This is a genomic window from Allobosea lathyri (assembly GCF_900108245.1).
Taxonomy (GTDB): Bacteria; Pseudomonadota; Alphaproteobacteria; order Rhizobiales; family Beijerinckiaceae; genus Allobosea; species Allobosea lathyri.
In genome coordinates this window covers 15,756-34,505 of the sequence record NZ_FNUY01000014.1, presented here as the reverse complement: position 1 = coordinate 34,505, position 18,750 = coordinate 15,756, and the positions used below count along the sequence as shown (strand labels likewise).

General features: G+C 64.3%; 12 protein-coding genes. 8 read left to right on the top strand and 4 right to left on the bottom strand.

What is annotated here, in order from left to right:
• Positions 1-25: 25 nt before the first annotated feature.
• Positions 26-1,252 carry a glycosyltransferase family 4 protein gene (locus C4S73_RS24475; RefSeq protein ID WP_103875212.1) on the bottom strand — a complete coding sequence of 409 codons (1,227 nt, stop codon included), beginning with the start codon at positions 1,250-1,252 and terminating at the stop codon, positions 26-28.
• Positions 1,253-1,718: 466 nt separating this feature from the next.
• On the opposite strand from C4S73_RS24475, the gene C4S73_RS24470 reads away from it, so the two are divergent.
• The 8 genes from C4S73_RS24470 to C4S73_RS24435 all read left to right on the top strand — a co-directional run bounded on the left by C4S73_RS24470 (position 1,719) and on the right by C4S73_RS24435 (position 12,183).
• Positions 1,719-3,695 carry a GumC family protein gene (locus C4S73_RS24470; protein ID WP_146071485.1) on the top strand — a complete coding sequence of 659 codons (1,977 nt, stop codon included), beginning with the start codon at positions 1,719-1,721 and terminating at the stop codon, positions 3,693-3,695.
• A complete protein-coding gene (locus C4S73_RS24465) occupies positions 3,692-4,954 on the top strand; it encodes a UDP-phosphate alpha N-acetylglucosaminyltransferase (RefSeq protein WP_103875210.1) in 1,263 nt (420 codons plus the stop codon). Before C4S73_RS24470 ends, C4S73_RS24465 begins: the two co-directional genes overlap by 4 nt.
• Positions 4,955-5,126: 172 nt before the next feature.
• A complete protein-coding gene (locus C4S73_RS24460; protein ID WP_103875209.1) occupies positions 5,127-5,864 on the top strand; it encodes a class I SAM-dependent methyltransferase in 738 nt (245 codons plus the stop codon).
• Positions 5,865-6,220: 356 nt separating this feature from the next.
• Complete coding sequence (locus C4S73_RS24455; RefSeq protein WP_092175131.1) at positions 6,221-6,466, top strand: acyl carrier protein; 246 nt, start codon at positions 6,221-6,223, stop codon at positions 6,464-6,466.
• A gap of 113 nt (positions 6,467-6,579) precedes the next feature.
• A complete protein-coding gene (locus C4S73_RS24450) occupies positions 6,580-7,731 on the top strand; it encodes an acyl-CoA dehydrogenase family protein (RefSeq protein ID WP_244595773.1) in 1,152 nt (383 codons plus the stop codon).
• A gap of 4 nt (positions 7,732-7,735) precedes the next feature.
• Positions 7,736-8,656, top strand: a complete 921-nt coding sequence (locus C4S73_RS24445; RefSeq protein ID WP_103875208.1) for an amino acid--[acyl-carrier-protein] ligase — start codon at positions 7,736-7,738, stop codon at positions 8,654-8,656.
• Positions 8,657-8,661: 5 nt separating this feature from the next.
• Positions 8,662-9,681 carry a DUF1839 family protein gene (locus C4S73_RS24440; protein ID WP_103875258.1) on the top strand — a complete coding sequence of 340 codons (1,020 nt, stop codon included), beginning with the start codon at positions 8,662-8,664 and terminating at the stop codon, positions 9,679-9,681.
• 6 nt (positions 9,682-9,687) lie between these two features.
• Positions 9,688-12,183, top strand: coding sequence for a glycoside hydrolase family 2 protein (locus C4S73_RS24435; protein WP_103875207.1), 2,496 nt, complete (start codon positions 9,688-9,690; stop codon positions 12,181-12,183).
• 42 nt (positions 12,184-12,225) lie between these two features.
• Here the strand turns inward: C4S73_RS24435 and C4S73_RS24430 are convergent, their stop codons facing one another.
• The 3 genes from C4S73_RS24430 to C4S73_RS24415 all read right to left on the bottom strand — a co-directional run bounded on the left by C4S73_RS24430 (position 12,226) and on the right by C4S73_RS24415 (position 18,629).
• Complete coding sequence (locus C4S73_RS24430; RefSeq protein WP_146071484.1) at positions 12,226-13,923, bottom strand: hypothetical protein; 1,698 nt, start codon at positions 13,921-13,923, stop codon at positions 12,226-12,228.
• 422 nt (positions 13,924-14,345) lie between these two features.
• Positions 14,346-17,498 carry an efflux RND transporter permease subunit gene (locus C4S73_RS24420; protein WP_103875204.1) on the bottom strand — a complete coding sequence of 1,051 codons (3,153 nt, stop codon included), beginning with the start codon at positions 17,496-17,498 and terminating at the stop codon, positions 14,346-14,348.
• A gap of 3 nt (positions 17,499-17,501) precedes the next feature.
• On the bottom strand, positions 17,502-18,629 hold the full coding sequence (locus C4S73_RS24415; protein WP_160115899.1) for an efflux RND transporter periplasmic adaptor subunit: 1,128 nt from the start codon (positions 18,627-18,629) through the stop codon (positions 17,502-17,504).
• Between the last annotated feature and the right edge of the window lie 121 nt (positions 18,630-18,750).

Here is an 18,750-nt window from a genome sequence, read left to right as displayed (position 1 = left end):
CGCCCGGACAATCCCCACAAGGCCTTCACGGGCGTGCGTCCTGCATCTCAAGTGCGCGCTCCGCCTGGGGTCCGCGCAGCAAAGCGCCGAACACAGCCTCATAGGATGAAGCGATCGACTCGGGCGCATAGCGTCGCGCCGCTTCGATGGCCCCTGAGGAGAGAGTCGCGATGCGCTGGGGGTTCTCCACGAATTCTGCGATCCGCTCCGCCAGTTCGGCATCGTCTCCGGGTGCGAAAAGGGCACCATTGACGCCGGGCTCGATCGTCTCGGGGATTCCGCCCGAACGTGCTCCGATGACCGGCACGCCATGGACGAAGGCCTCGATCACGACGCGTCCGAAAGGTTCCCGGAACAGCGAGGGTACGACGAGCACGTCGATCTGGGGAAAGAACACGTCGGGCTGCACCCAGCCGAGGAAGCGGGTGTTGTCCTTCGGAAAGCGCTCGGGCAGCGAGGCCGCATAATCGCCCTGCCCGGTCCCGGCGATCAGAAACTCGACCGGCTGTCCTTTCAGGCGGTGGGCGGCGGCCGCCAACGTATCAAGTCCCTTGATCGCAGCGTGCACGCCGATGAAGCCCAGGCGCAGCGGCCGGCCCCGAAGGCTCCCGTCGCGCGGCGGGGTTGCGTCGAGCGGCGCGATCGCGCCGGGAATGCGATGCGAGGTCGCATTGGGAAAATAGCCCTCGTCGAGATGGCGCGCGACGATGAAATCGGTCTCGCCCACGACGGCATCGACAAAGCGCGACGTCAGCTTCTTGCCATAGGACGTTGCCCGGCAGGAACCGCAGGCGCGGGCGCAATTGTCACCATTGCGCCACATGCTGCCCTTCCAGCAGAGCAGGAAGGTGCTGCGCAGGATATGGCAGACGGGCACGCCGAGGCTTTTGGCGGCGGCCCAGGTCGCGACATTCACGTTTTCGATCGAGTCGGTGAGCACGATGTCGGGCCGGGTGCGCCTGATCTCGCGGCGCATGGCGAAGAAGGCGCGCGGGTTGAAATTCTCCAGCGCGTGCCAGGCGAGCTTTTTCCAGGCCGGGCGCGGCAGCCGATAATTCCAGTCGACATTGAGCGAACGCAGCCTGTGGACCGGCACGCCGTCGAAGGTTTCATGCTTGTCTTCGCCGGCGACGTTGACCACCTGGACGTCGTGACCGGCGGCCAGCAGCAGCTTCGCCACGATCATCGCCGAGATCGGTCCGCCGCCATCGATGAACGGCGGGAAAGCTGCGCAGGCCATCAGAATACGCATGCCGCTCCGTTCCTGCGGGCTCGGGCCATGGGAGGACGTCCCTGCCGGGTCAGCCTTTGTGCTGCAGGGCACGTTCATGATGTCTTACGCTGCTCCAGCATCATCGCATGCGATGATGCACGGGCCATCGCCGGGGATCGAAAACGGGTCTGCACGGCTGAGGTTCCACCCAGGATCGATCTCTAGGCGACAGCAGCGTCGGCCGGTGTAAATTGGGACGATTTCTCTAAATATCTATCTATCATCAGGGCGAACGATAATAAACATCCGAGCTTGATCGGTATCAATCGTGGTTAAATCCGTTTTTCGATGAATCTTGATAGATCAATCAAATTTTAGCTATTTGCTTCAGGGAATTTTAACCACACACGGCCAGCATGTCCGCTGAGTTTGCAAAGCCCTCGCCGCATGCCTTCGGGAGCGCAGTGCCGGGTGAAGGCATAGGCCGGGTTGCGGGAGGCGTTGGGTGGTCACTGCGTTGGAGGTCGGCGGACGACGCGACGCGCCATCGCCAGCCTCGGCATTCAGCCTGTCGGAGTTGCTGGGCCTTCTGAAGCGACGGCGCCGCATGGTGATTGCCAGCGCGTGCGTGACGTTGCTGTTCGCTCTCGCCTATCTTGCCGTCCAGACGCCGATTTATCGGGCGACAGCCGAATTGCTGGTCGACCCCCAAGCCCTGCAGATCGTCGGCAAGGATATCGTACGCTCTGACAGTTCGGCCTCGATCGACTTCGCAAATGTCGACAGCCAGGCACTGGTCATGACGTCGTCGGGCGTTCTGCGCCAGGTGATAAGCGATCTCGACCTGGAGCAGGACAGCGCCTTTGCACCGAAGGCTGGATTCCTGGCGCGCCAGTTCGGCAAGTTGCTGATGCCGACCCCGCAACAACTGCTCGCGCAGACGATGGACACGTTGCGCCGTTCCATCGTCATCCAGCGCGTGGAGAACTCGCTCGTCTTTCGCATTATCGTGTCGCATCCGGATGCCGAGAAATCGGCGGATATCGCGAACGCGCTGGCCAGGGCCTATTTTCGGCAGGGCAATGACGGACGCCGCGGTGCGGTCGAGCGCGCCAACGAGTCCCTGATAGGCCAGATCGCCGGCTTGCGGACACAGCTGAACGACGCGGAAGCCTCCATCCAGAGTTTCCGCATCAAGAACAACCTTGTCAGCACCGGCGAGAGCGGGCTTGTCGTCACGCAGCAACTGCGCGACCTCTATACCCAGATCAGCCAGGCCAGCGCCGAGCTTGCCCGCCAGACGGCGCGGCGCGACGGCGTTGCCAACCTGCGCGAGAACGCCCTTCTTTCCGATTCGATTCCGGAGGCCCTGAGCTCGTCCAGCATCGCGTCGCTACGCACCCAGTATGCGCAGACCGCGCGCGAAGCGGCGAGCATGGCTCAAACCCTGATGCCCCAGCACCCGCGGCTGATCGAGATCAGGGCTGAACTGGCCGAAACGCGCAAGCTGCTCGCCGCGGAACTCGGACGCGTGCGCTCGTCCGTGCAGCAGGCCTATCGCCAGGCCGAGGCCAATCTCGCCAATCTGCAGAAGCGCGCCGCCGAACTGACCCGCTCACAGGAAAGCAGCGGCGTGGCCGAAATCCGCCTCCGTCAGCTCGAAAGCGAGGCGGAGGCCATCCGCGCCGTCTACAATGCATCGCTGACCCGCGCCCGCGAACTCGACCAGCAGAAAAAGATCGAGACGAGCAATTCCCGCCTGCTTTCCGAGGCTGTGGCGCCTGCAACCGCCTCCAAGCCTCCGGCGGCCATCGTGCTCGCCGCAGCACTGTTGTTTGGCGCCTGCGCCGGACTAGGCATCGCCTATCTGCTTGAGCTGCTGCCTGCGAAGACCGGCCGCCCGCTGTCTCCGAGCGCCCTGACGCTCGAGCAAGCCGGCGAGATCCTGAGCCTGGCCAATGTCGCGCGCTACCCCAAAGGCGCGGCCGAGCGTGCGACCGCGCTCGATGCAACCGCGAGGCTGCTTCAGAACGAATTCGGACGGCATCTGCCGGCGTCCATCCTGATCGGCGGCCCGCTCGACGACACGACGCAGGCCGACATCGCACAGAACCTTGCACGCGCCCTGGCCGCGATCGGCGAAAGCGTCCTGATCTGCAGGGAAAACGCGGGACGCAACGATATCAGCATCCGTCGCATCGACGCGGGCGCGGCGGCCTCGGGAGGTTCGGCCCGACGTCGCAATTTCGTGCTCGTCCTGCGCTCCGCCGCAGGAGACGGCATTCGCGCGGTCTCTCCCGATGCGATCGTGCTGGCAGCTGACCTGAAGGGCATGAAAGCGCCCGATATCATCAAAGCGGCCTCGGAGATCGACCCGACAGGCAAGCTGATCATGGCGCTTGTGTCGCCCGGTGAGAGCGCTCCCGCAGCGAGCGGTCTGGTCGACCGGCTGCTGCGGAGGCCGGCACGGGCGACAGCGTGACCGGCTCGGGCCACGGGCTTGCGGGAGCAGAGGCCCCGGCACCGCCGGCTCCCCTGACGCTCGCGCTGCTTGTGGGCGCGCTGACATTCAACACCGCTCTATGCTTCGTGAACACCAACGTCATGGGCATCAACGATACCATGGTGATGGGCTCCGAGGTCCTGCTTGTGACCACCGCGCTCTATCTCGGGCTTGGCCGCAGCGCGGCGCCCTATGTCGTGCTGGCCGTCTTCATCTCCTATGCCGCCATGCTGATGGCGATGCGCCCGCTGCTCGACCCAAAGGCGGTGCGTGATTTCCTGATCCCGATCGCCTTCTATATGCTGGGGCGCAGTTGCAGGGATCCGCGCCTTGCCGATCGCGCAGCCCTGACCTGCGGCCTCATCGTCGTCGTCTTCGGCCTTTTTGAATTCCTGGCGCTCGACGTCTACGTCAAATATTTCAACATCATCAAATACTACGTCGCGCGCGGCACGGTCGCGCCCTCCGACGTCAAACCCGATACCGGCGCGCTCTTTGCCTCGGGGATACGGCCTGATTCACGCACGCTGCTGCCCTTCCTGGGCCCGCACCGCGCCTCATCCGTCTTCCTGGAGCCGATCTCGACCGGAAACTTCGGCGCGATCATCTATATCTGGTGCCTGAACCGGAAAGAGATGAGCAAGCGCTGGCTGACGATGGCGACCGGCATCGGCGCGATCATTCTCAGCGACTCCCGCTTCGGCGCCAATGTCTGCATCGTCGCGACGATCGCCTGGTTCTTCGCACCGCGCACACCACGCTTCGTCTGGCTGGCAGCGCCCTTCTTCGTGCTGGTGGGGCTGACCATATACGGCTTCACCAGCGCGGAGGTGAACTGGCAGAACAACTTCGGCGGCCGCCTCCTCTGGACGGCACGTCTCCTGACCTCGCTGTCGCCTTCGGCGGTCTGGGGTCTTTCGCCGGACAAGCCCTTCCTGTCGGATTCGGGCTACGCCTATTCGCTCAACCAGATCGGCCTGATCGGCGTGATCGGCTTCTGGAGCCTTTTCATCTTTACGCCCGAGCGCACGCCCCGGGCCTGGCGATTCAAGGCCAGCGTCGCCGCTTATATCTGCCTGCTGATGCTCGTCAGCGATTCCGTCTACTCGATCAAGACCGCAGCACTGCTGTGGTTCATGACGGGTACCAGCGATGCCGCACCCGACGACGCCGCAGCGGAGTCAGCCACTGAGCCTGCGAGCCCGCGCCCGGGTCACTTGGCCGCCGGAACAGTCTGAGCTTGAGCTGGCGGCAGCGCTGCGCCGCAGGCCGGCGGCGCTTCGCCATAGATCTGCGGCAAGGTAACTTTACGAAACGCTATCAAAAGCTCCGAAATCACCGCTTCATCCAACCCGTCATATTAACAATCGTTTGATAATCGATCGGCGTCATCTGCCGAGGATCGTAATTATGGGCTCTCTAACTCAATCTGAATTTCGCGCCTCCATCGACCTTGAGAAGCGCAAATTCCACATGAATTCCTATTTCGAAAGCAGTTTCTACCGACAATATCGCTCGACGAATATGGCCTTGAACCGAATTGCGCCGAAATCGCGCATACTTTCCTTAGGCGCTGGCGGCGCGTTCGTCGAAGAAGTCATCCAAAAACGTCTCGATGCTTCGGTTTATGTCGTCGATTTCGCTGAAACTCTCGCTATCGAGAATGATCTATACAAGAATTTTTCGGGAATGTTTGCGGGCGATATTTCCGACCCGGATTGGCATTCTCCGTTGGACGAAATTGACGCCGTATTCTGGTTCGACAATATCGAACACCTCCAAGCGGATCCGACAACTATATTCCGAAAACTAAGCACCTCCCTTTCGTCAAACGGCCAAATTTTCATTACGACAGACAATTTTGCTAGACTAAGAAATATATTGAAATTGTCATTCAACAGATCGATCGTCGCCTTGCCTCACGATCTTTTTTCGAATGTCGATTTCGAACATGAATATGTTCATAGGCGCGAATATACGAGGCCAGAATTGGAATCTTGCTTGAATAAGGCGGGATTGAAGCTTGTCGAATTTGAAATGCTTTGGCAGTCGCCAAAGGAAAAGCTGAAAAAAATGCCTTTCCGAACGTTTGAAACCCTCTTCCCTCGTTTTCGCCCTCACATGCTGCTGCGGGCGATGCGAGCGTAGCTCTCAGGCTGGCGACAAGACCGACAAACTCCGGCCGGATCGAGCTTACGACCGGCTGGAAGGCGGCGCGCCAGATGACACGGCAGGGTGATTGCCGTTTACCACAGTTTGGAAGATGCCGCCGCCGAGATGTTCGAATGCAGGTTTCGACGAAATCTGCAACTCGCCATTAAATTTTCCGGGGTATGCCGACGTCATAAGAAAACGTCGCGTCGAACATAACAAACACGGACTTCCCGAGAGATGAGATCGGCAGGGAGACTCGGCGAGCGCATGGAACGCTCGTCTTGACTTTGCGTGCGGGCGTCATCTTCCGACCCGAGGTCGCCAGCAGACGAAATGGGCAGGACCAAGCAATGAAGAGCAAGATCAGGGACATTCTCAAGACGACGGCGCGGCTGCCGGTTGACGTCGCCACCCTCGCCGACGACGCCGATCTCTACAATGCCGGGCTGACTTCGTTCGGCACCGTCGAGTTGATGATGGCGCTCGAGGAAGCCTTCGAGGTCGAATTTCCCGACAAGATGATGAACCGGCGCAACTTCGCCTCCGTCGCGGCAATCGAAAACGCGATCCAGAGCATTCTGAGCGAGCGGGTCTGATGGCGTCGCTCGCCGGCCGTCCCGCGACAGAGCCGCAGCCCGACATGTCGGCTGCAGGCAGGAAACGCCCCGTCCTGGTCGATCTCGGCGCACGCGCCGATAGCGAGAAGACCATGATCGCCAAGGCCCATGCGGTCGCCAGGATCGCGGCCGAGCATGCTGCCGATGTCGACGCGCATTCGCGCTTCCCGCAGGAGGCCTTCGAGGCGCTGCGGACGGAACGCCTGCTGGGCATCATGATCCCGGCCGCTCATGGCGGCGAGCAGGCAAGCCTTGCCACCATCGCCGAGATCGGCTCCGTGCTGGCCCAGGGTTGCTCCTCGACCGGGATGATCTACGCGATGCATCAGATCAAGGTGTCGAGCCTTGTGGTGCATTGCGGCGATGACGCCTGGCATCGCGGCTTCATGGCGCGGATCGCCGAAGAGCAGCTGCTTCTGGCCTCCGCCACGACCGAAGGCGGCGGCGTCGGTGGCGACCTGCGCAGCAGCGTCTGCGGCGTCGTGCGCGACGGCGAGGACTTCACCCTCGAAAAAGAGGGCTGCCTGATCTCCTATGGTGCACAGGCCGACGCGATCCTGATCACCGCGCGCCGCACGCTCGAAGCGCCCCCCTCGGACCAGGTCATGTCCGTGCTGATGCGCGACCAGTACCGGCTCGAGCGAAGCGGCGTCTGGGACACCATGGGGATGCGTGGCACCTGCTCGGACAATTTCTCCTTTGCCGGCCGCGCTCCGGCGCAGCAGATCATCCCCACGCCCTTTGCCGAGATCGCCGCGCAGTCGATGCTGGCGCATGCGCATCTGCTTTGGGCCGGCGTCTGGTACGGGATCGCGGCCGAAGCCGTCGCCCGCGCAGAGGGCTTCGTGCGCAGCGAGGCGCGCAAGCGCCCCGGCACGACGCCGCCAAGCGCCCTGCGTCTGGCCGAATTGCTCGCCCGGCTGCAGCAGTTCAAGGCGCTGATCGTGGCCGGGCTCGACCGCTACGAACGGGCCCGCGACGATGCCGACGAACTCTCCTCGATGGGCTTCGTCGTGGCTATGAACAGCATCAAGATCGCGGCTTCGCAGAGCGTCGTCGAGATCGTCTCCCAGGCCTTCCTGATCTGCGGCATCCAGGGCTATCGCAACGACAGCCCTTCGAGCCTGACCCGCCTCATGCGCGACGCGCTCTCGGCGCCGATCATGATCAACAACGACCGAATCCTCGGTAACACTTCCAATCTGCTGGCCGTGTACAAGCACGATTCCAGCCTGTCCCGGTGATTTCATGTGCCAGAACTGCCAGCAGCAGCAGGGTTTCCTTGCTGAACTCATCGACAGCGGCCTGCTGATCGACACCGGCGTCGACGGCCTCTATGGCCGCAGCGGCCTGTTCGAGGAGGTTGTCGCCCGTTTCGACGATCTGATCACCCGTTATGGCGGCCAGGATGGCGCCGAGGTGGCGCGCTTCCCGCCCGCGATGAACCGCCAGCATTTCGAGCGCAGCGGCTATCTGAAAAGCTTCCCGCAGCTCGCCGGCACAGTGCATGCCTTCGACGGCGACGAGCGGGCGCATGCCCAGCTGCTGCACGACGTCGCCGACGGCGTGGACTGGACTGCGGGCCAGAAGAGCACCGACATCGTGCTCACCCCCGCTGCCTGCTATGTGCTATACCCCGTCGTCGCCAAGCGCGGCCCGGTCGGCAAGGGCGGCGCGCTGTTCGATCTGCAGTCCTACTGCTTCCGGCACGAGCCTTCCAAGGATCCGGCCCGCATGCAGCTGTTCCGGATGCGCGAATATGTGCGCTTCGGCACGCCCGACCAGGTCACCGAGTTCCGCGCGATCTGGCTTGAGCGCGGCCAGACCATGATGGCGTCTCTGGGCATGCCGCTGGAGGTCGATGTCGCGAACGACCCCTTCTTCGGCCGCGCCGGACGCATGCTCGCCAACAACCAGCGCGACCAGCGCCTGAAGTTCGAGCTCCTGATCCCCATCGAAAGCGTCGAGAAGCCCACAGCCTGCCTCTCCTTCAACTACCATCAGGACCATTTCGGCACGACCTGGGGCATCAAGACGGAAGACGGAGAGACCGCGCATACGGCCTGTGTCGGCTTCGGCATGGAGCGCGTGGCGCTGGCGCTGTTCAAGCATCACGGTTTCGACGTCCAGAAATGGCCGGCCGCCGTGCGCGACGTGCTCTGGCCGTAAGCGCCATGACCGTCCACGCGCCGATCGAGCGCCCCGTCGCAGCGGCAGTCGCGAAGCCGCTGCTGCCGGGCGACCCTCTCGCCTATCGCCGTCATCAGATGCATTCCGGCGAGCGGCGCTGGCCGCAGACAAATTGCTATGCCGATCTCTGGATCGAAATCCTGCACATGCTGGGGACCGAGCCTGCGGCCGCCTTCGGCTTCACCGTCGCGCAGGATTTCGAAGGCGATCAGTTCACGTTCTTCAAGCCGCCGCTCGACGATCTCGAGGCGCTGTATGGGCTGCACGTCACGGAGCTTGCGCTCTATGACGATTTGATCGGTCATCTCGAACAGCAGATCGCGCGCCGCCGCCTCGTTCTGATCGAGCTCGATTCGTTCTACATGCCGGATACGCAGGGCATCTCGTACCGGACCAGCCACGGCAAGACCACGATCGCCGTCAACCGGCTCGACCGCGCGGCCCGCCAGCTCGACTACTTCCACAATGACGGGCTCCACCGCGCCTCGGGCGAGGATTTCGACGGCCTCCTGCGGCTGCTGCCGGGCCAGATGCGTGACGATACGCTGTTTCCCTATGCGGAGATGGTTCGCCTGCCCCAACACCTGCCGGGCGACGGGGAGTTGCGCTCGACCGCGCTGCGGCTGCTGGCGCGTCATGTCGCAAGGCGGCCGGACGCCAACCCGGTCTCGGCCTTCCGCGAGGTCGCGACCGCGCAGGCGCAAGCTCTCGCGGAGCGGCCGAGCGAGATTTTCCATCACTACGCCTTCAACACGCTGCGCCAGCTCGGCGCCAATTTCGAGCTGCTGGCGAGCCATCTCGGCTGGCTCGGCACCAGCGTGGACGGGCTGGACGATGCGCGAGAGGCCGCACTTCGCATTGCCGAGGGCGCCAAGATCGCCCAGTTCCATCTGGCGCGGGCGATGAAGCAGAAGCGCTTCGAGCGTTTCGACGCGAGCCTCGCCGACCTCGCCACGCAGCATGATCTCGTAAGCGACGTGCTCGCCCGCCGCTTTCCGGCTTGAACGCGGATGGCCCGCATTGTCGCGCGCACCGGCGAAAGCGTCGAGGCGGTCCAGAACTGGAGCTGGCTTGCGACGGCGGCTGACGCCGTCTTGGCTCCAGCCGAGCTGCCGCATGACGGCGCCTGGCAGGAGGCGGCTGTCCCGGGCACAGTCGCAGGCACCTTGCGTGTGCTCGGATGTCTGGCCGACGATACAGCCGAGGCCATCGGCCAGCAGGACCACTGGTACAGGACTCGGCTCGACCAGCCTCTGAGCGGTGCCCTGCGCTTCGAGGGGCTGGCGAGCTGGACCGAAATCTGGATCGACGGAACGCTGGCCGCCGAGAGCCGCTCGATGTTCCAGCCGCTCGCACTGGCGGTCGATCTGCCCGCGAGAGCGGAAATAGCGCTCTGTTTCCGCGCATTGGCACCCAGGCTCGCCTCCGCGCCGCGCCGCTCGCGCTGGCGCCCGGCGATGATCCAGCCAAACGGGCTGCGGTGGTTCCGAACGACCGCACTGGGCTCGATGCCGGGCTGGTGCCCTGCGGGGCTGCCGACCGGGCCGTTTCGGCCGGTGCAGCGGGTCGAGACCGGCACGGCGGCGCCCGTTATCGCGAGCATCGATCTGCGCACGAGCTATGACGGCGCGGCCGGAACGGTCAGTCTTAAGGTATCGTTGTCGGATGATGCCGGGGGTATCTCCCCTCCTGCCCAGATACGATGTGCGGGACGAGAGGCTGCGCTGGATATGACCGGGCCCGGCGCGCTGTCGGGCACGCTCAGCCTGCCCGGTATCGCGCCCTGGTTTCCGCATACGCATGGCGAGCCCGCCTTGCACGGGCTGACGCTCGTGCTGGGTGACGAGACCATCGACCTCGGCCGCATCGGATTCCGGTCGATCGCTGTCGATCGTGGTGCCGATGGCGAGGGTTTCGGCCTCGTCGTCAACGGCGTGCCCATTTTCTGCCGTGGCGCGTGCTGGAGCAGCGCCGACGTGGTCACGCTTGGCGGAGGCCGGGCCGCCTACGAGCCATGGCTGCGCCTCGCGCGCGATGCGAACATGAACATGATCCGTGTGGCCGGCGTCATGACATATGAGGACGACGCGTTCTTCGCGCTCTGCGATGAGCTCGGCATCATGGTCTGGCAGGAGATGATGCTGGCCAATTTCGACTATCCGCAAGGCGATGCCGGCTTTTGCGATGCCATCCGGGCGGAGGCCGAGGCCCTGCTCGACCGGACGCAGGGCTCGCCCAGCCTGGTGGTGCTCTGCGGCGGCAGCGAGGTCTTCCAGCAGGCGGCGATGCTGGGTGCGCCGCCCCAGGCCTGGTCCGGCCCGGTCTTCGACGACATCCTGCCCGAGGTCGTGACGCGGCTGCGGCCGGACATCGCCTATGTACCGAACTCGCCCTCAGGAGGACCGCTGCCCTTCGTCGCCGACAAGGGCGTGACGCATTACTATGGCGTGGGCGCCTATCTGCGCGGCCTCGACGACGCCCGTCGCGCACATGTCCGTTTCGCAGCAGAAAGCCTCGCCTTCGCCAATGTTCCCGAAGAGATATCGCTGGCATCGGGCCATCCGCCGGCGCTGACGCATCACCCGGACTGGAAACGCGGCGTGCCGCGCGACCTCGGCGCGTCCTGGGATTTCGAGGACGTGCGCGACCATTATCTGGGCCTGCTCTACGGGGTCGACCCCGTGCTGCTGCGGCGGGAGGATTGCGAGCGCTATCTGGCCCTGTCACGCGCGACCTCCGCGGAAGTGATGGAGGCGACCTTCGCGGAATGGCGCCGGCCGGGGTCCCCGACCCGCGGCGCGCTGGTCTGGTTGCTGCAGGACCTCGCGCCCGGCGCGGGATGGGGTGTCATCGCCAGCGACGGCGAACCGAAAGCGGCTTGGCATGGGCTCGCACGGGCCTTCCGGTCGGTTCAGGTCACCATGACCGACGAAGGCGTGAACGGGCTGATGATCCATCTGATCAACGAGCGCCCGGCGCCTCTCACGGCTCATCTCGAACTGACATGCTGGCGCGACGGTGCGGTGGCAGTGGCGAACGCGTCTCGGACGATCGCACTCGCAGCCTATGGCAGCATGTCCGTCTCCGCCTTCGATCTGCTGGGCCGCTTCTTCGACATCTCCTATGCCTATCGCTTCGGGCCGCCCGGCCATGACGCGACCTCCGTCGTGCTGCGAGCCGCGCAAGCCGGCCCTGTGCTGGCAGAGGCGTTCCATTTTCCTCTCGGGCGCGGGCATGCGCGCCACGATCTGGGTCTGCGCGCCGAGCCCGTACGCGACGGCGACGGCTGGGCTCTCGACCTCTCCTGTCGGCGCCTCGCACAATCCGTCCATATCGTGGATGACGGCTGGCGGCCGATGCAGAACTGGTTTCATCTCGCGCCTGGAGACACCCGGCGAATTCCGTTGCGGCCCCGTGGAGGGTCGTTGGCCGCGCCGCGGGGCGAGGTTCGTGCCGTGAACGCCGTGGACCGCGCGCTCTATGCGCCTGCGGATGTCGGTGCCTAGGCCGAAGACCGCCGAGCGTCCGACAGCCGGCGGGAGCGTGCGTCAGTTCTTCAGGTACATGTCCCAGCAGTTCGAGAGCGCGACGCGCCTGCGTCCCTGCAAGGCGCGAGCGAAATGCGTCGCGATCGTCGCCCGGTTGACCGTCAACGGACATTTGGGTTGGAGGATCGCATCGATGCCCTCCAGCGCCGCGAGCGTCTGCTCGGTCAGCGGGGGATTCGAGCGCGCCGGATCAACGCCGATCGGGACATGGCGCGCCGGCTCGCGCCCGAGCAGGCGGTTGAACGGATCCACGAAATCCAGCGTGAAGACGCCGTTCAGCTGACGTCCCGCCGTGGCCTCCCAGGCGCGGATCGCGACCAGCCCCTGCTGCACCTCGAGGAGCCATGTCGCCTGATAATCGGTCTCCGACGACAGGATGTAGGAAGGCATCTGCCCGCGCGCTGCGAGATCGCGATAGCTCTCCTGGTGCGTGGCGTAATGCTCCAGCATGATCGGCGCACGCTCGGCAATCTCGGCCTTGACGCTGACATGCCCGAGGGTGCCGAGATCGGGGAGATCCAGTGCGTGATAGAACGGGGTGGCGAACACCGCCCTGGCGCTGCGCTGGACGAAGGCGGACAGGCCCGGCAGCACCACGGCCATGCACAGCACCAGCACGAGGACGCCCAGCCAATCCCGCCGCGCCTGCCAATCGACCAGCACAAGCAGGATGACCGGCCAGAGCCCGATGAATTCCAGAGAGCCGGTATTCTGCGTCTCGAACAGGAACTCCGCGATCAGAACGGCTGCGAGCCAACCAGCCGGGGACGCCGCCAGCGATCGCATGCGAACCCAGGACAGGCCAGCGCTCTCACGCCAGCCCGCCAGCGCCAATGCGCCCAAAAGCAGGACGCAGGGCGCGACGACATTCAGATTGAGCGAGGCCACCGTGACGAAACGGCTCGACAACGAGCCGCTATTGAGGAGAAGCAGCGTCAGGATGTCCTCGATATAGGCCCAGACCATGCCCGTCGCCAGATCGAGCGCGCCCAGCGACGCCAGCACCAGCACTGCGGCCAGGACGGCATCCATCACCCGCAAACGGCCCACGAGCACAGCATATCCGACCAGCAGCGCGCCACTCACGGCCCCCGTGATCTTCACGAGGAACAATGTCAGCATCAGCAGCGCCACCAGCCCCACAAGAAGCCGCCGGTCGCGCGCGAAGATCAGCGTCGCGACCAGCACGTAGAGCAGCAAGGCGATGTGGCGGTTGTAATGCCCGTAACCGTCGAAGCCCGAGATCGGATAAATCGCGTGGAGGTTGATCGGCAGCGATGCGAACAGCAGGAAGGGCAGCAGCAACGCGAGCGCCTGGCCGCGTGAGCGGCCTGCGACATGGCCCGCGAGCAGCGCCATCGACGGCAGCAGCACTGGCAAAAGCGCCCAATTGACCAGCAACATCGGTTGGGCGCGCGGAAAAACGCCATCCAGTAGTGTCGCGAGATAATAACCGAGCGGGCCGACCGGGGCGAAGAAGTCGACATTCGGCACCTGGCCTGCGCGGATGCGATTTATCGCGTCGTAGTAGACGAGGGTGTCCCAGTTGTTCGGACCGATGGGCAGGTGGAGAGGCAGGATCAGCGCAATCATCGCGACGAGCGCGAAGCCTGCGATCAGGGTCGTTGAAAGGGTCGATTTCCCGCGCCGATCATCTAGTCCAGTCGCCCAGTCCATTCCCGCCTTCTCGTCTGTCACCGGGCTGGTCCTGCCGCCGCCGGGCTCCCGATGGAGCTTTGCCAGCAGGATGGATATCACGACAGTGAGCGCGAAGGTGCCATAAACTGGAATTCTGGCTTTCGTCCCGGATTTCGTCGTAAATTTTCAGATACGGTCGGCGTACCGCCAGTCTCCGGCATCTTGTCCGCTACTATCTGGCGGACGGGCCGAGCCTATGCAATTTGATGACCGATCGCGACGATCCTGCGGACGCCGCTTGCTCGTCAACATCATCACCGACACGCATCGCCTGACCGCGATCAAAGAACTGCCTGCGCGGCTTGTCCGTGTCGAGAGCACGCCGACTGGAGACCAAACTCGCCTGTCTCCCGCCATTGCCGATCTGCGACGGGATTTTCCGGAGCTCAACATCCGAGCGGATGGAGCGGAATGCGGCTTCCTCAGCCGGCGTTAGGGGCCGGTTCCGCTGCCGGAGCGGAGTCCTTGGGCTTGGGCTTGGTGCGCTCGCGCATCTGCTGGAAGACGACATAGAGCATCGGGATCAGGAAGATGCCGAAGATCGAGGCGAAGAGCATGCCGCCGAAGACCGGGGTTCCGACTGCGCGCCGGCTGAGCGCGCCCGCACCGGTGGCAATGACCAGCGGCAACAGGCCGAGGATGAAGGCGAAGCTCGTCATCATCACCGGGCGGAAACGCAGCCGGGCACCGGAAATGGCGGAATCGACGATCGATTCGCCTTTGGCACGCTGTTCCAGCGCAAATTCGACTATCAGGATGCCGTTCTTCGCCGCGAGCGCGATCAGCACGACGAGGCCGATCTGGGCGTAGACGCCGAGGCTGACGCCGGTGAGAGCAATCGAGGCGACCGCCCCGAGAATCGCAACCGTGACGGAGAGCAGCACCGCGATCGGCACGTTCCAGCTCTCATAGAGCGCGACGAGGAAGAGGTAGGCGAAGAGCACCGCGAGCGCGAGCACGATCGTCGTGCCGCCACTCGCCGCCTTCTCCTGCAACGCCGTGCCGGTCCATTCGAAGCCGTAGCCCGCCGGCAGGGTCGTCGCGGAGATCCGCTCCATGGCCTGGAGTGCCTGACCCGAGCTGACATTGGGCTTCTGCGAGCCGTTGATGATCACCGCCCTATAGCCGTTGTAGCGTGTCAGGGCCTGGGGTCCCGTGACCAGACGCGCCTGCGCCAGCGCATTGAGCGGCACCATGGTGCCGGCATTGTTGCGGACATAGATCTTGCCGATGTCGGTCACAGCACGCCGGAAGGGCGTTTCGGCCTGGACATTGACCTGCCAGGTCCGGCCGAAAACGTTGAAGTCGTTGACGTAGTACCCGCCCAGCGTCGCCTGCAACGCGCTGAAGATATCGGAGATCTGGACGCCGAGCACCTGCGCCTTGTCACGATCGATATCGAGATAGATCTGCGGCGTATTGGCGGCGAAGGTGCTGAAGACCGCGCCCAGCTCGGGTTGCTGGTTCGCGGCGATCAGAAGACCGCGCATCGTCGCGGCGATATCGGTGGGCGACTGGCCCTGCAGGGCTTCAAGCACGTACTGGAAACCGCCGGTGCTGCCGAGACCGATGATCGGCGGCAGGTTGAAGGGGAAGACTGTTGCCCGTTCCACGGCGGCTAGCTGCGGCGAGATTTGCCTGATGATCGCATTCACGGCCTGCGCCGGATCCTTGCGCTCCTCGAAGGATTTCAGGCGGACGACGAAGAAGGCCTGGTTGGACGAGGCGAGGCCGTCGATGAAGTTGAAGCCGACGACGGAGAGCACGCCTTCGACACCGGCGACGGGACGCACGATACTCTCGACCTGCTCGACCACTGCCGCAGTCCGGTTCACCGAAGCGCCCTCAGGCAGGCGCATGGCGATGAAGAAGGCGCCCTGGTCCTCCTCGGGCAGGAAGCTCTGCGGCGTCGTCACGAACAGTCCGCCCGTCGCGGCGATGATGCCGACGAGAACCACGATGCCGACGATGGCTACCCTGACCAGACGCTTCACGATCGAGGCATAGCCGTCGCGGACGCTGTCGATGCCGTTCATGACATAGCGCATCGGCCCGCGGCTGCTATGGCCGCGCTTGATCAGGATCGAGCACAGCGCCGGGCTCAGCGTCAGGGCATTGACCGCCGAGATCAGCATGGCGGCCGAAACCGCCACGGCGAATTGCCGGAACAATTGGCCGCTGATGCCGGGAATGAAGGCGACAGGCACGAAGACGGCGAGCAGCACGAAGGTGATCGCGATGATCGGCCCTGTGATCTCGGCCATCGCCTTCTTGGTCGCGTCCGCGATCGAAAGCTCGGGTTCCTCCTCGACGACGCGCTCGACATTCTCGATCACCACGATGGCGTCGTCGACGACGATGCCGATAGCGAGCACGAGCGCGAGCAGCGAGACGGTGTTGGCGGTGAAGCCGATCACCAGCATGACCGCGAAGGTGCCGATGATCGAGACCGGCACCGCGATCAGCGGGATGATGGTGGTGCGCAGCTTGCCGAGGAAGAGGAAGACGACGATGCCGACCAGGACGAAGGCTTCGAGCAGGGTGCGGATGACCTCGTCGATCGTCGCGCTGACGAACACCGTCGTGTCGAAGAAGATGCCGTAGGAGAGATCGTCCGGGAAGCGCTTGGAGAGTTCCTCCATCGTCGCCCGCACCTTCTTGGCGACATCGATCGCATTGGCGCCGGGGGACTGGTAGATGCCCATCGCCGCTCCGGGCGCGCCGTTGAAACGGCTGTAGCGATCGGACGTGCGGGCGCCCATCTCGACGCGCGCCACGTCCTTGACGCGCACGACCGAGCCGCCGGGATTGGTGCGCAGTATGATATTGGCGAATTCCTCGGGCTTGGTGAGCCGGCCCTGCGTTTTGACCGTGAGCTGGTATTGCTGGTCGCTGCTGACAGGGGCGGCGCCGATGCGGCCAATGGCGGCCTGCACATTCTGACCCTGCACGGCATTGATGACGTCGTTTGGCGTCAGGCTGAGCGCTGTCAGCCGGTTCGGGTCGAGCCAGACCCTGAGCGAATAGTCGAGCGGGCCAAACAGGCTGACCTGGCCGACGCCGTTGATCCGGGCGAGCGCGTCGATCAGATTGATGGTCGCGTAATTGCTCAGATAGAGCGAGTCAAAGCTGTGCTTGGGCGAGTGGATTTCGACCACCTGCAACAGCGCCGCCGATTTCTTGCGGATGGTCAGGCCCTGGCGCGTGACCTCGGTCGGGAGCTGCGGCTGCGCCAGCGCGGCGCGGTTCTGAACGTTGACGGTGTTGATGTCGGGGTTGGTGCCCAGCGCGAAGGTGACGGTAAGGCTGTAGCTGCCGTCGGCGCCGCTGGTCGACTGATAGTAGAGCGCATTATCGACGCCATTGATCTGCTGCTCGATCGGCTGCGCGACCGTGGTCTCGACGACCTCGGCGTCAGCGCCGGGATAGCTCGCGGTCAAGCTGACCTGCGGCGGCACAATGTCCGGGAACTGCGCGACGGGAATGGAGAAGATGGCGATGATGCCCGCCAGCGTGATCACGATCGAGATGACGAAGGCGAGGCGCGGCCGGTCGACGAAGACGGAGGAGATCACGCGCTAGCTCCCGCTTGCCGGAGCAACGGGCGTGGCGGTCACGGTCAGGCCGGGGCGCACCTTGAGCAGGCCCTCGATAATGACATTCTCACCCTCAGTAAGGCCGGATTCGACGACGACATCGGCATCCTGCTGCGCGCCTAGCTTGATGCGGCGCTGCTGGACCTTGTTGTCCTTATCGACGACCAGCACGTAGCTGCCGGCCTGGTCGACCTGGATCGCCGCCTGGGGCACGACGAGGCGGGGCTGCTCGCGCCGTTCGCGCAGCTCGACCGAGACGAACTCGCCGTCGATGAGCTGGCGCTCGGGGTTCGGCAGCGACGCTCGCATGGTCACCGTGTCGGTCTGCTGGTCGACCTGCGGGTCGGTATAGTTCCAGACGCCGGCATGGGCGTATTCCTTCCCGGTGGGCAGGCGCACGGTGATCGCAATCTTGATCTGGCTGCCGTCCTCCTGTTTGCGCGCCTCGCGGATTTCCTCGAGCTGCCGCACGCTGACCTGGAACAGGACATACATCGGGTCCTGGCTGACGATGGTCGCGAGCGTGCTGCTGCTGGGACCGACGAGATTGCCGTGGGTATAGGCCGTACGGCCGATGCGGCCGTTGATCGGAGCGACGATGTCGGTGTAACCGAGATTCTCCTTGGCCTGGGTCAGAGCCGCCTGGTTCTGCAGGACCGAGGCATGGGCGATGTCGAGACTGGCGCGGTTGGTGTCCAGCGTCGCCTGCGAGACAGCTTGCGTCTTCACCAGATCCTGTGAGCGGGCGAAGGTGAGCTGGGCATTGAGCTCCTGGGCCTTGGCGGCGGCGAGATTGGCCTGCGCCTGATCGACCTGCGCCTGATACTGGACCTTCTCGATCTGGTAGAGAATGTCGCCGGCCTTGACGTCCTGCCCCTCGGTGAACTGGACCTTTTCGAGGAAGCCCTGCACGCGGGCCATCAGCGCCACGCTTTCTGGAGCCTTGACGCGGCCGACGAAGGAATAGGACCAGGTGACGCCCTTCTTGGCAGCCGCCTGCACGCCGACGGCGGGCGGGGGCGGAGGGGCAGTCTGCGCGGCCTGGCGGTCATTACAGGCCGCCAGCAGCAGCGTGATAGCAGCGACCGAGAGAAACAACCGGAATTTCATCCGCATGCCCCATATGACCGATCCGAGGATCCGCGTCATCGTGGCAAACTTCCGAGCGTTTGCACAGAGCTTTGCTGGTGGCGCGGCGAACCTGGAGTCGATGGCCAGCGGCAGCGTCGCC

Bases quoted from the DNA above. Each gene is read 5' to 3' on its own strand.
- C4S73_RS24475 (WP_103875212.1), bottom strand. From the start codon at position 1,252: ATGCGTATTCTGATGGCCTGCGCAGCTTTCCCGCCGTTCATCGATGGC.
- C4S73_RS24460 (WP_103875209.1), top strand. From the start codon at position 5,127: ATGGGCTCTCTAACTCAATCTGAATTTCGCGCCTCCATCGACCTTGAG.
- C4S73_RS24455 (WP_092175131.1), top strand. From the start codon at position 6,221: ATGAAGAGCAAGATCAGGGACATTCTCAAGACGACGGCGCGGCTGCCG.
- C4S73_RS24450 (WP_244595773.1), top strand. From the start codon at position 6,580: ATGATCGCCAAGGCCCATGCGGTCGCCAGGATCGCGGCCGAGCATGCT.
- C4S73_RS24445 (WP_103875208.1), top strand. From the start codon at position 7,736: ATGTGCCAGAACTGCCAGCAGCAGCAGGGTTTCCTTGCTGAACTCATC.
- C4S73_RS24440 (WP_103875258.1), top strand. From the start codon at position 8,662: ATGACCGTCCACGCGCCGATCGAGCGCCCCGTCGCAGCGGCAGTCGCG.
- C4S73_RS24435 (WP_103875207.1), top strand. From the start codon at position 9,688: ATGGCCCGCATTGTCGCGCGCACCGGCGAAAGCGTCGAGGCGGTCCAG.
- C4S73_RS24415 (WP_160115899.1), bottom strand. From the start codon at position 18,629: ATGAAATTCCGGTTGTTTCTCTCGGTCGCTGCTATCACGCTGCTGCTG.